Below are 12,538 nucleotides of genomic sequence, written 5' to 3'. Positions count from 1 at the left end.
AGCACTGTGCCAGTGCGTTTGCCGGGCAAAACAGGTAGGCTACGCGTTCACTCTGTGCCCGTACCCCAAAAGGGAACGACACGCTAAACGGGTCTGGCTCACCAAGCCGGGCAGCATTTCCCTTCATCCTATGGGAAATCCCCTCCGACTCCCGATTTCAGCAGTGTGGTATTTCCTTAAATGAAAGTGTTAAAAGGCCAGGATATCCTGGCGCTTGGCTTTATGACGTTTGCGCTTTTCGTAGGCGCTGGCAACATCATCTTCCCGCCTATCGTCGGCCTGCAGTCTGGCCCGAACGTATGGATGGCCGCACTCGGCTTCCTGGTCACCGCCGTGGGCCTGCCGGTCATCACCGTGATCGCCCTGGCCAAGGTCGGTGGCGGCATGGACGCCCTGAGCAGCCCGATCGGCAAGTTCTTCGGCGGCCTGCTGGCGGCGGTGTGCTACCTCTCGGTCGGCCCGCTGTTCGCAACCCCACGCACCGCGACCGTGTCGTTCGAAGTAGGCGTGGCGCCGCTGACCGGTGAAAGCCCGCTGGCACTGCTCATCTACAGCGTGGTGTACTTCGCCGTGGTCCTGGCCGTGTCGATGTACCCGGGTAAGTTGCTCGACACCGTGGGGCGTTTCCTCGCGCCCTTGAAGATCATCGCCCTGGCTGTGCTGGGCATCGCGGCGTTCGCATTGCCGGCCGGCACGATCGGTGAGGCCCAGCCTGCCTACGCCGCCGCCGCGTTCTCCAAAGGTTTCTCCGATGGCTACCTGACCATGGACACGCTGGGGGCACTGGTCTTCGGTATCGTCATCGTCAATGCCATCCGTTCGCGTGGCGTCGAGTCGCCGAAGCTGATCACTCGCTATGCCATCATTGCGGGCCTGATTGCCGGCCTGGGTCTGGTCCTGGTGTATGTCAGCCTGTTCCGCCTCGGTGCGGGCAGCCATGACATCGCAGCCGATGCCACCAACGGTGCGATGGTATTGCATGCCTATGTGCAGCACACCTTCGGTTCGCTGGGCAGTGGTTTCCTGGCCGTACTGATCGCACTGGCCTGCCTGGTCACCGCCGTTGGTCTGACCTGCGCCTGCGCCGAATACTTCAGCCAGATCCTGCCGCTGTCGTACCGTGCCCTGGTGGTGATCCTGGCTGGTTTCTCGCTGGTGATCTCCAACCTGGGCCTGACCAAGCTGATCATGTTCTCGATCCCGGTGCTGACGGCGATCTACCCGCCGTGCATCGTGGTCGTGGGCCTGAGCTTCGTGAAGGACCTGTGGAACTCCCCAACCCGCATCCTGGCCCCGGTCATGCTGGTGTCGCTGGTGTTCGGCGTTGTCGACGCCATCAAGGGCAGCAGCTTCGCCCACGTACTGCCTGACGCCCTGGCTCACCTGCCGTTCAGCAACGAAGGCATGGCCTGGCTGGTGCCATCGGTGGTCACCCTGGCTGTCGCCGTGGTCTGCGACCGCATGCTGGGCAAGCCGCGCGAGGCGCTGGCCTAACGTAACGGATTGAACCCGGTGTTGGTGCCGGCCACAAGCCGAAGGGCGCCAGTCAAGGGTGGCAAACCGAACCCCGCATCTGAACAGGTGCGGGGTTTTTTATTACCGTCTTTCTGTCCTGGCCTCATCGCCGGCAAGCCGGCTCCCACAGAGGGGGTAGTGATCCCTTGTGGGAGCCGGCTTGCCGACGATGAGGTCAGTGCAGGCAAAAACTGAACGCCAGACACGTGTCTTTTAACGAATCCGGGCGTCGAAAACCGGTCTGTTTCTCTTTAAAGGGATTCCTGCATGACCTTCATCCAAAGCAACCTGGGCAACCTCCTGGCCGTCTGCTGGTTCGCCATCTGCTGGGGCGGCTACACCCGCTATGCCACCTGGAAGGGGCGCGATACTGCGTGCCTGGCCAGCGTGTTGCACCTTTACCGCGAGGATTGGATGCGCCGCATGCTGCTGCGCGACAACCGCATCGCTGATGCCAGCGTGATAGGCAACCTGGAGCGCAACGCATCGTTCTTCGCCTCCAGCACCCTGATCATTCTTGCCGGCATCCTCACCGTGCTCGGTGCGTCCGACCGCGCATTGTCGCTGTTGGCCGACCTGCCGCTGGTGCAGCAGGCGTCCCAAGGCATGTCGGAAATCAAGCTGCTGTGCCTGGCGACGGTGTTCGTCTATGCGTTCTTCACTTTCAGCTGGTGCATGCGTCAATACAACTTCGCCGCAGTGTTGGTGGGCTCGGCGCCGATGATAGGCGAGCGTCAGGTCAACGAACTCGAGCGCAAGGCTTTCGCCTCCCGGGCGGCGCGGGTACTGTCGCTGGCCGCCAACCAGTTCAACCTGGGGTTGCGCTCGTATTACTTCGGCATGGCCATGTTGAGCTGGTTCATCAGCCCCTGGCTGTTCATGGCCATGAGCGTGGGCGTGGTGTTCATCCTGTATCGCCGTGAGTTCCACTCCCATGTACTGGAAGTGATGGTGTTCACGCCCACCGAAAGTGCACCGGTAGAGGCGAGTAGAGACTCTTCCGACAGTGCAGGCTGAAGCCTTTCAGCTTTAAATGACAGACATAAAAAAACCCGACAGTGTCGGGTTTTTTTATGTCGCGAGATTACTGCTTGGCAGGCTCGGCAGGTGCAGTGGCCGGCGCTGGAGTGGAAGGCGCGGCTTCCTCGGCGGCCTTCTGCTGCGCTTCGGCCTGATCTTTGGCGGCTTCGGCGTTTTCCTTGGCGGCGTCGTTCATCTTATCCTGAGCTTCGCCCATCTTCTCTTGGGCTTGCTCGGCATGTTGCTGTGCGTCCTGGGCTTTGTCTTCGCTCGCTTTATCGCAAGCAGCCAGGCCCATGGCAGCGGCCAGCATCAGAGCAAAAGCAAAAGGTTTACGCATGGGGTGTTTCTCCTGGGTGGAATAACTTTGTATGTTCCTTCGAGTACGCCCCTGGCGAATAAGTTCAACGCAGGTTACAGATATATAACTGCCCAGCCTATATAGACTTTTTACCCATTTTATGCGGCGGCGGACAATGAACGAGACTCCATTGATGGCGATGGCCGAGCGCTTTCTGTCGGCATTGAAACATTGCCAGGTATTACAGATGCGGGTGCAGCATGCCGACGCCGATGGCATGACCCTGGTGCTGCCCTGGTCGCCGGCCATTGTCGGCAATCCGCAGAATGGCGCGGTGCATGGGGGTGTGCTGACCACGCTGATGGACACCACCTGCGGCATGGCCACGCTCTGCGCGCTGCCCAGCTTCGAAGTGTGCCCGACTCTGGACCTGCGCATCGACTACATGCACCCGGCCGAGGCGGGCAAGGACATCTATGGCCATGCCCAGTGCTACCGGGTGACCCGCGATGTCATCTTCACCCGGGGGACGGCCTACCAGGATGACCCTTCGCAACCGATCTGCCAGGTGGTCGGCACCTTCATGCGCCTGGGGCAGGACGTCAAGGGCGGCATCCGCTTCGGTAACAGCCTCAAGGAGCGCCGCACGTGATCCCCACCGATATCCGCCAACAGCTGAACCAAGCCCACGCCCGGGGTGATTACCAGCCCTTGCTGGCGTTGATCCCCTATGCCGGATTGATCGGTATCGAATGCGAGCGCCAGGGCGAAGACCTGCTGTTCCGTCTGCCGGCCAATCCGGACAATATCGGCAACCCGTTGCTGCCGGCGATCCATGGCGGCGTGATCGCCGGGTTCATGGAGCTGTCTGCGGCGCTCTACCTGCTGATCTACAGCGAAAGCGCGAGCATTCCGAAGATCATCGATTTCTCCATCGATTATCTGCGTGCCGGCCTTTACCGCGATACCTACGCCCAGTGCCAGCTGTGGCGCCAGGGGCGGCGGGTGACCAACGTCGCCATTACCGCCTGGCAGGGCGATCGCGACACCCCGATCGCCACGGCGCGCGCGCATTTCAAGATTGAACCCGAAAAGCCCTTGAAATAGTCAGGGCTGCCCCCATCTGCTGGACATCCGCCATCAAAAACGGCCCGCTGGCCGCCAGGCGTCACCAACCAACAGATTGGAGTTTTGAAGACCATGAGTGTGGAGACTCAAAAAGAAACCCTGGGCTTTCAGACCGAGGTAAAGCAACTGCTGCACCTCATGATCCATTCCCTGTATTCGAACAAGGAGATCTTCCTGCGCGAGCTGATCTCCAACGCCTCCGACGCCGCCGACAAGCTGCGCTTCGAGGCCCTGGCCAAGCCTGAGCTGCTCGAAGGCGACGCCGACCTGAAGATTCGCGTCAGCTTCGACAAGGCCGCCAACACCGTGACCCTCGAGGACAACGGCATCGGCATGAGCCGCGAAGACGTGATCGCGCACCTGGGTACCATCGCCAAGTCCGGCACCGCCGACTTCATGAAGAACCTCACTGGCGACCAGAAAAAGGACTCGCACCTGATCGGTCAGTTCGGCGTGGGCTTCTACTCCGCGTTCATCGTCGCCGACAAGGTCGACGTGTTCAGCCGTCGCGCCGGGCTGCCGGCCGCCGAGGGCGTGCACTGGTCGTCGAAAGGCGAGGGCGAGTTCGAAGTCGCCACCGTCGACAAGCCGCAGCGCGGTACCCGCATCGTCCTGCACCTGAAGAAGGGCGAGGATGAATTCGCCGATGGCTGGCGCCTGCGCAACGTGGTCAAGAAGTACTCCGACCACATCGCCCTGCCGATCGAGCTGCCCAAGGAGCAGGCCGAGGCCGCCGAAGGCGAGGAAAAACCGGCGCAGGAATGGGAAACCGTCAACCGCGCCAGCGCCCTGTGGACCCGTTCGCGCACCGAGGTGAAGGACGAGGAGTACCAGGAGTTCTACAAGCACATCGGCCATGACTTCGAGAACCCGCTGGCCTGGAGCCACAACAAGGTCGAAGGCAAGCTGGAGTACAACTCGCTGCTGTACGTGCCGGCCCGCGCGCCGTTCGACCTGTACCAGCGCGAAGCGCCACGCGGTCTGAAGCTGTACGTGCAGCGCGTGTTCATCATGGATCAGGCAGAGTCGTTCCTGCCGCTGTACCTGCGCTTCATCAAGGGCGTGGTCGACTCCAACGACCTGTCGCTGAACGTTTCCCGCGAGATCCTGCAGAAAGACCCGATCATCGACTCGATGAAGACCGCGCTGACCAAGCGCGTGCTGGACATGCTGGAGAAACTGGCGAAGAACGAGCCCGAGCAGTACAAGGGCTTCTGGAAGAACTTCGGCCAGGTGTTGAAGGAAGGCCCGGCCGAAGACTTCGCCAACAAGGAGAAGATCGCCAGCCTGCTGCGCTTCGCCTCCACCCATGACGACAGCGGCGAGCAGAGCGTCGCCCTGGCCGACTACCTGGCCCGCGCCAAGGAAGGCCAGGACAAGATCTACTTCCTGACCGGCGAATCCTACGCCCAGGTCAAGAACAGCCCGCACCTGGAAGTCTTCCGCAAGAAAGGCATCGAAGTGCTGCTGCTGACCGACCGCATCGACGAGTGGCTGATGAGCTACCTCAACGAGTTCGACGGCAAGGCCTTCGTCGACGTCGCCCGCGGCGACCTGGACCTGGGCAAGCTGGACTCTGAAGAGGACAAGAAGGCCCAGGAAGAAGTCGCCAAGGACAAGGAAGGCCTGGTTGAGCGTCTCAAGGGCGCGCTGGGTGACAGCGTTGCCGAGGTGCGTGTCTCGCACCGCCTGACCGACTCGCCGGCGATCCTCGCCATCGGCGAACAGGACCTGGGCCTGCAGATGCGCCAGATCCTCGAGGCCAGCGGGCAGAAGGTGCCGGAGTCCAAGCCGATCTTCGAGTTCAACCCGAGCCACCCGCTGATCGAGAAGCTCGATGGCGAGCAGAGCGAAGACCGCTTCGCCGAGCTTTCGCACATCCTGTTCGACCAGGCGGCCCTGGCGGCTGGTGACAGCTTGAAGGATCCGGCGGCCTACGTGCGTCGCCTGAACAAGCTGCTGGTCGAGCTGTCGGCTTGACCTGAGGCAAGAAAAGCCCGCTTCGGCGGGCTTTTTCATGTCTGCTGCTCCCACGAATACATCTATCCTGTCCTGACCCGTGAACGCCCAAGGAGAGCTGAATGAGCAAGGTCATCGTCGAGTCGTTGGTCTATCACCTGTCAGGTAAGGCTTACGAAAGCCGCCTGGTCTACGCCCCGGGCGCGCTGCCGCAGCCGGGCCTGGTGATGGCGCCGAACTGGATGGGTATCGGCGAGGGCGCCGAACGTATCGCCAAGGAAGTGGCCGAACAAGGTTATGTGGTGCTGATTGCCGACTTGTATGGCCAGTCGGTGCGGCCGTCCAATGCTGACGAAGCCGGTACGGCGATGATGCCGTTGAAGAACGACCGCGCCGAACTGCGCAAGCGCATGCAGGAAGCGCTGGCGCAGTTGGTGGGGCAATCGAAGGCCTTGTTGGAGCCTGGCAAGGTGGCCACCTTCGGCTTCTGCTTCGGCGGCTGCTGTGCCCTGGAGCTTGCCCGCACCGGCGCCGATCTGAGGGCGGCGGTGTCGTTCCACGGCACGCTGGATACTCCGAACCCCGAGGATGCCAAGCGCATCAAGGGTTCGGTGCTGGTGCTGCATGGTGCCTCCGACCCATTGGTGCCACGGGAACAGCTGCCAGCCTTCGAAGAAGAGATGAATGCTGCCAAGGTTGACTGGCAGTTGCTCAGCTATGGCGGGGCAGTGCACTCGTTCACCGATCCGAACGCCAATGTGCCGGGCAAGATGCAGTATGACCGGCGCACCTCGGAGCGGGCATTCCGTTCGATGCATAACTTGCTCAAGGAAGTGTTCGCAGGCTGAGCGCTCAAGGGCCTGCTGCGCAGGCCCATCGCCGGCAAGCCGGCTCCCACAGAAGCAATGCAAATCCCTGTGGGAGCCGGCTTGCCGGCGATGGGGCGCGAAGCGCCCCCCGTTAACGCGGCAATTCGATCCGTTCGCTTTCTCCCGGCACCACTGGCCAATCCCCGGCCGCCCAGCGCGCCCGGGCTTGTTCTATCAATCCCGGGTCACTGGCCACGAAGTTCCAGTTCATCCGCCGCGGCCCATCCAGCGGCGCGCCGCCGATCAGCACCAGCTGGCTCGTTTCTTCGGCATGCAACACCACCTCTTCGCCCTCGGGCAGCACGATCAGGCTGCATGGCTCGACTTCCTCGTCATCTAGCATCAACTCGCCTTCGAGCAGATACAGTGCGCGCTGTGCGTGTTCCGTCGGCACGATCAGGGTGGTGGCCGCCTGCATGTGCACATGAGCGTAGAGCGTGGGGGAGAGCACCGGTACCGGTGAGGCCAGGCAGAAACCTGTGCCGGCGATCATGCGGATCCGCACGCCGAGGCTGTCACTGGCCGGCAGGCTGTCGGCCGGGTGATGGCTGTAGCTTGCCGGGCCCTGCTCATCGGACTTCGGCGAGGCCAGCCAGACCTGCAGCCCATGCAGTCGCGAGCCGCGCTCGAACACCTCGGCCGGCGTGCGCTCGACATGCGCCACGCCCGCTCCGGCGGTCATCCAGCTGACGTCTCCCGGGCGCACGCGCTGGTCCGAGCCGAGGCTGTCCTTGTGCTGGATTTCACCCTCGAACAGGTAGGTGAGGGTGGAAAGGCCAATATGCGGGTGCTGGCGAATGTCCATGCCATGACCCGGTGCATAGTCGGTTTCCAACATATGGTCGAAGAACACGAAAGGCCCTACGCTGCGGCACTGCGCCGAGGGCAGCGGACGCAGGATCGGCTGGCCCTCGACCGATTCGGCGCGTGGGCGGATGACCAGGGGGCTGCTCATGGCGACACTCCTTGAGGGATGCCTGCAAGCATAGCGTTTTGCCGTCCGTGGCTGAACCGTCGCGCGCGCTGCCCGGTCTACTCTTGCGGTACCGGCAAAGGAGCCTGAGATGATTGCCCGCACATTGGCCTGCCTGCTGTTGAGCGCAAGCCTGTTCGACACTGCGCAAGCCCGCGACTACCGCTACAGCGACGCCCATCTGCACTACGTGGATTTCTTCCAGGAAACCGAGGGCATGCCGGCTTTGCTCAAGGCCATGGACGAGGCCGGGGTGGAACAGTCGATGATCTCCGGCATTCCGGTGGCGAAGAAATGGCACGAGGACGAGCCCAAGCGTCCGCGCTACTACGCAGGCGACGATGCCGATGCCTACTGGTACAGCGCCACCGACCTGTACGTCGCCGCCGCGCTGGAGAAACTGCCTGCCGAGCAGCGCAGGCGCTTTCATCCGTTCCTTACCGGCTTCAACCCGGTGGACAAGAATGCGGTCAACCATATCGAGCGCATGCTCGAGCTTTATCCGGGGCTGTGGCAGGGCATCGGCGAGGTGTTCACCCGTCATGACGATCTCACCGCCCTGACCAGCGGCGATACGCCGCGGGCCAACAACGAGGCCATGACCCGTATCTACCACCTCGCGGCCGAGCGCGACCTGCCTGTGTTGCTGCATTCGAACATCACCTCCAAGCGCGAGCGCAACCCGCTGTACCTGGCGGAAATCGAAGAACCGTTGCGCAACCATCCGCATACCCGCTTCATCTGGGCTCATGCTGGCAGCAGCATGGAGATCCACCGACACCAGGAACGCATGGACTTTCTCCTGCCGGTGCTCACACGATTGCTAGAGGATTATCCCAACCTATACGTGGACCTGTCCTGGAGCGTGCTCGAGCCCTACCTGCTGGATGAGAAGGGCGTGCCACGCAAGGCCTGGGTCGAGTTGGTCCAACGCTTTCCCGAGCGCTTCATGCTCGGTTCCGATGTGGTGGGGCGCTTCGGCAGCATCGGCGAACAGATGCACGCTTTCGATCCATTCCTCGATGCGTTGCCAGAAGCGGTGGCAGAGCGGGTGAGCCGCAGGAATTTTGTCGATTTGCTGCCAAAAAGCGCGAAATAACGAGTTTCATGCGCAGATAGCGATTTGATATCGCCTTTTCGTCTTACGCAATTTCCAGGCGGCCCGATACCTTTTTTAAGCAACGGAATATCACGCTTGGGAGGGATCCTGGAAATGAGCCTGAGACGCTTGAATATCGCGCCGCGCGCCGGCCTTGGCTTTGGCATCATGGCGCTGCTGGTAGTGGCGCTGGGCGGCTTCGCGCTGCAACAGATGACCAACATGCGCCAGCAGTCCGAGCAGGTGGACAACAACTGGTTGCCGAGCGTGATCTCGGTGGGCCGCATGACTCAGGACATGCTACGCATCCGCGCCTTGACCTTGCGCCTGCTGGTCAACACTGACCCGGTCGCCCAGCAGCAGAACCGTGCCCGCATCGACGAGGTCAAAGGTGGCCTGAGCAAGGCTCAGAGTCACTACGATGCCTTGATCGTGCTTCCTGAGGAGCGCACGTTGTTCGACCGCTACCAGGGCCTTGAGCGTCAATACATGACCTTGCAGGGGCAGGTGGTGCAACTGGCCACCGATGGGCATGTCCAGGCAGCGGCGGCGCTGGTCAACGGCGAGATGAACCAGTTGGCCGACCAGATGACGACGACCCTCAACGAGCTGATCGAGCTGAACAACCATCAGGCCAACTCAGCCACCGACCTGGCCGAGGCCGTGTACAACGGTGCGAAGGTATGGGTCGGCGTGTTGTTGGTGATCGCCCTGAGCCTCACCGTGGTGCTCGCCCTGGCGTTGACCCGTAGCATCGTGCGACCGCTCGGCCAGTCGCTGAAGGTCGCCGAGACGGTCGCTACGGGCGACCTGACCCCGCAGATCACCGTGCAGGGTGATGATGAGCCAGCGCGCCTGCTGGCGGCCCTCAAGAGCATGCAGCTGAGTTTGCGCGAGACCATCGGCCGGATCTCCGACTCGGCCAGCCAGCTGGCGTCGGCCTCCGAGGAGCTGAGCGCGGTCACTGAGGATGCCACCCGTGGTTTGCAGCAGCAGAGCATGGAAATCGAGCAGGCCGCCACGGCGGTCAATCAGATGACGGCGGCGGTGGAGGAGGTGGCGAGCAACGCGGTGGCTACCTCCGAGGCTTCGCGTGAGTCAGACCAGATCGCCCGCCGTGGGCGCGAGCAGGTGCAGGCCACGGTCACCGCCATCGAGGCATTGGCCAGTGGCGTGGCGGGCAACGCCGAGGAGGTCGGGCAACTGGCCCAGCAGGTGCACGACATCAGCAAGGTGCTGGATGTGATCGGTTCGATCGCCGAGCAAACCAACCTGCTGGCGCTCAACGCGGCCATCGAGGCGGCGCGGGCCGGCGAAGCCGGACGCGGGTTCGCCGTGGTCGCCGACGAGGTGCGGGCGCTGGCTCACCGTACGCAGAGTTCGACCCAGGAGATCGAACAGATGATCGTGGCCATCCGCAGCGGCGCCGAACGGGCCGTGCAGGGCATGCAGCACAGCGACGCCCAGGCCCGTTCGACCCTGGACGGCGCCCATGCTGCCGGTCAGGCGTTGGAGGCGATCGCCGCAGCCATCGGTCAGATCAACGAACGCAACCTGGTGATCGCCAGTGCGTCGGAGCAGCAGGCCCAGGTGGCGCGCGAGGTGGACCGCAACCTCACCACCATCCGCGACTTGGCGCACCAGTCCTCGGCCGGGGCCGAGGAGACGTCGGCCGCGAGCCAGGCGCTGTCGCGGCTGGCGGTGGACCTCAATACCCTGGTGCAGCGGTTTTCGGTGTAAGGACCATCACGGGGGCACAAACAAAAACGCCCGGACCAAGGTCCGGGCGTTCTCGTTCGGCGTGTCAGCCGATCACTTGCCAGTCCAGCGCTTGAGCACCAGGGTAGCGTTGGTGCCACCGAAGCCGAAGCTGTTGCTCATGACCGTGTCGATCTTGGCGTTCTCTTCGGTCTTGCGCAGTACCGGCAGGTCGGCGACCTCCGGGTCCAACTCGTCGATGTTGGCCGAGCCGGCGATGAAGTTGTTCTCCATCATCAGCAGGCAGTAGATCGCCTCGTGCACGCCCGCGGCGCCCAGCGAGTGACCCGACAGGCTCTTGGTCGAGCTGATTTTTGGTGCCTTGTCGCCGAACACTTCACGCACGCCTTTCATCTCGGCGACGTCGCCGACCGGGGTGGAGGTGCCGTGGGTGTTCAGGTAGTCGATCGGGGTGTCGACGGTGGACAGCGCCTGCTGCATGCAGCGGATCGCGCCTTCGCCGCTTGGGGCGACCATGTCGTAGCCGTCCGAAGTTGCGCCGTAGCCGACGATTTCGGCGTAGATCTTGGCGCCACGGGCCAGGGCATGTTCCAGCTCCTCGACCACGACCATGCCGCCGCCGCCGGCGATGACGAAACCGTCACGGTCAGCGTCGTAGGCGCGCGAGGCCAGCTCGGGGGTTTCGTTACGCTTGGTCGACAGGGCGCCCATGGCGTCGAACAGGAACGACTGGCTCCAGTGCTCTTCTTCACCGCCGCCGGCGAAGACGATGTCCTGCTTGCCCCACTGGATCTGCTCCATGGCGGTGCCGATGCAGTGTGCGGAGGTGGCGCAGGCCGACGAGATCGAGTAGTTGATGCCCTTGATCTTGAACGGGGTGGCCAGGCACGCCGACACGGTGCTGCCCATGGTGCGGGTGACACGGTAGGGACCGACGCGCTTGACGCCTTTTTCGCGCAGGGTGTCCAGGGCTTCCATCTGGTTCAGGGTGGAAGCGCCGCCGGAGCCGGCAACCAGGCCGGTGCGCGGGCTGGAAACCTGCTCTTCGGTCAGGCCGGCGTCCTTGATCGCGTCCTGCATGGCGAGGTACGCATAGGCGGCGGCGTGGCCGACGAAGCGATAGACCTTGCGGTCGATCAGCTCTTCGAGGTTCAGGTCGATGGAGCCGGAAACCTGGCTACGCAGCCCCATTTCCTTGTATTCCGGGTTGTAACGGATACCCGGACGGCTGTTGCGCAGGTTTTCGGTGACGGTCTCTTTGTCATTGCCCAGGCACGATACGATGCCCAGACCAGTGATAACGACGCGGCGCATGCGAATAACCCTTAGAAATTGTCAGTGGAGGTGAACACGCCGACCCGCAGGCCTTCGGCGGTGTAGATCTCGCGCCCGTCGACGCTGACCGAGCCATCGGCGATGGCCATGTTCAGCTTGCCCTTGAGGACGCGCTTGATGTGAATGTTGTAGGTGACTTTCTTGGCGGTGGGTAGTACCTGGCCGAAGAATTTCACTTCGCCCGAACCCAGCGCACGGCCACGGCCTGGCAGGCCCTGCCAACCGAGGAAGAAGCCGACCAGTTGCCACATGGCATCGAGGCCCAGGCAGCCTGGCATCACCGGGTCGCCTTCGAAGTGGCAGGCGAAGAACCACAGGTCCGGATTGATATCCAGCTCGGCGACCAATTCACCTTTGCCGAACTTGCCGCCTTCCTCGCTGATATGGGTGATGCGATCGACCATCAGCATGTTCGGGGCGGGCAGTTGCGCATTACCGGGGCCGAACAGCTCACCGCGACTGCAGCGCAGCAGGTCTTCCCGAGTAAAGGCGTGTTGTTTGGTCATGCGAGCTCCTCAATAACCCCCTGCGGCAGGGGACGAATCTTCCCGGCCGGCCCGAAGCGCGTTGCATTCGAGGCGGCAGCCTACAGGTAGACTATTGCGTTGTGGTGAAAGTCA

At 62.7% G+C, this 12,538-nt stretch carries 12 protein-coding genes and 1 pseudogene; 9 read left to right on the top strand and 4 right to left on the bottom strand.

Annotated elements, in window-relative coordinates; all coding sequences use genetic code 11:
- The first annotated feature begins 180 nt into the window (after window positions 1-180).
- Together brnQ and ACZ9C1_RS10285 are read left to right on the top strand one after the other, a co-directional pair.
- Complete coding sequence (gene brnQ, locus ACZ9C1_RS10290; protein WP_046854768.1) at window positions 181-1,494, top strand: branched-chain amino acid transport system II carrier protein; 1,314 nt, start codon at window positions 181-183, stop codon at window positions 1,492-1,494.
- A gap of 288 nt (window positions 1,495-1,782) precedes the next feature.
- Entirely contained in the window at window positions 1,783-2,532 is a 750-nt protein-coding gene (locus ACZ9C1_RS10285; protein WP_110704455.1) for a DUF599 domain-containing protein, read from the top strand.
- A 67-nt stretch (window positions 2,533-2,599) separates the two neighbouring features.
- On the opposite strand, the gene ACZ9C1_RS10280 is transcribed toward ACZ9C1_RS10285, so the two are convergent.
- Window positions 2,600-2,875: a hypothetical protein gene (locus ACZ9C1_RS10280; RefSeq protein WP_046854770.1), complete on the bottom strand. Its 276-nt coding sequence runs from the start codon at window positions 2,873-2,875 to the stop codon at window positions 2,600-2,602.
- A 136-nt stretch (window positions 2,876-3,011) separates the two neighbouring features.
- Between ACZ9C1_RS10280 and ACZ9C1_RS10275 the strand changes: the two genes are divergently transcribed.
- From ACZ9C1_RS10275 to ACZ9C1_RS10260, 4 genes are all read left to right on the top strand, one after another.
- A complete protein-coding gene (locus ACZ9C1_RS10275) occupies window positions 3,012-3,488 on the top strand; it encodes a PaaI family thioesterase (RefSeq protein WP_111533203.1) in 477 nt (158 codons plus the stop codon).
- On the top strand, window positions 3,485-3,943 hold the full coding sequence (locus ACZ9C1_RS10270) for a PaaI family thioesterase (RefSeq protein WP_110704451.1): 459 nt from the start codon (window positions 3,485-3,487) through the stop codon (window positions 3,941-3,943). Before ACZ9C1_RS10275 ends, ACZ9C1_RS10270 begins: the two co-directional genes overlap by 4 nt.
- Before the next feature lie 93 nt (window positions 3,944-4,036).
- Complete coding sequence (gene htpG, locus ACZ9C1_RS10265) at window positions 4,037-5,944, top strand: molecular chaperone HtpG (protein WP_102684712.1); 1,908 nt, start codon at window positions 4,037-4,039, stop codon at window positions 5,942-5,944.
- Window positions 5,945-6,045: 101 nt separating this feature from the next.
- Complete coding sequence (locus tag ACZ9C1_RS10260; protein WP_139669731.1) at window positions 6,046-6,771, top strand: dienelactone hydrolase family protein; 726 nt, start codon at window positions 6,046-6,048, stop codon at window positions 6,769-6,771.
- A gap of 112 nt (window positions 6,772-6,883) precedes the next feature.
- Here the strand turns inward: ACZ9C1_RS10260 and ACZ9C1_RS10255 are convergent, their stop codons facing one another.
- Entirely contained in the window at window positions 6,884-7,747 is an 864-nt protein-coding gene (locus ACZ9C1_RS10255; RefSeq protein WP_102684714.1) for a pirin family protein, read from the bottom strand.
- Window positions 7,748-7,856: 109 nt separating this feature from the next.
- Here ACZ9C1_RS10255 and ACZ9C1_RS10250 point away from each other — a divergent pair, with 109 nt between their 5' ends.
- From ACZ9C1_RS10250 to ACZ9C1_RS10240, 3 genes and pseudogenes are all read left to right on the top strand, one after another.
- Window positions 7,857-8,864 carry an amidohydrolase family protein gene (locus ACZ9C1_RS10250; protein WP_457378700.1) on the top strand — a complete coding sequence of 336 codons (1,008 nt, stop codon included), beginning with the start codon at window positions 7,857-7,859 and terminating at the stop codon, window positions 8,862-8,864.
- 114 nt (window positions 8,865-8,978) lie between these two features.
- Window positions 8,979-9,749, top strand: a pseudogene (locus tag ACZ9C1_RS10245) (MCP four helix bundle domain-containing protein); the annotation flags it as partial.
- Window positions 9,741-10,604, top strand: a complete 864-nt coding sequence (locus ACZ9C1_RS10240) for a methyl-accepting chemotaxis protein (RefSeq protein ID WP_431197033.1) — start codon at window positions 9,741-9,743, stop codon at window positions 10,602-10,604. The pseudogene ACZ9C1_RS10245 and the gene ACZ9C1_RS10240, both read left to right, overlap by 9 nt.
- Before the next feature lie 72 nt (window positions 10,605-10,676).
- On the opposite strand, the gene fabB is transcribed toward ACZ9C1_RS10240, so the two are convergent.
- A complete protein-coding gene (fabB, locus tag ACZ9C1_RS10235) occupies window positions 10,677-11,897 on the bottom strand; it encodes a beta-ketoacyl-ACP synthase I (protein WP_139669737.1) in 1,221 nt (406 codons plus the stop codon).
- Between the two features lie 11 nt (window positions 11,898-11,908).
- Window positions 11,909-12,424 (bottom strand): 3-hydroxyacyl-[acyl-carrier-protein] dehydratase FabA, encoded by a 516-nt coding sequence (fabA, locus tag ACZ9C1_RS10230; protein WP_102684717.1) that lies wholly within the window; start codon window positions 12,422-12,424, stop codon window positions 11,909-11,911.
- Window positions 12,425-12,538 lie beyond the last annotated feature (114 nt).

This window comes from Pseudomonas sp. TE21435 (assembly GCF_056279265.1).
The sequence above is the reverse complement of the archived record's forward strand: the minus strand, read 5'-3'. Positions and strand labels throughout refer to the sequence as shown.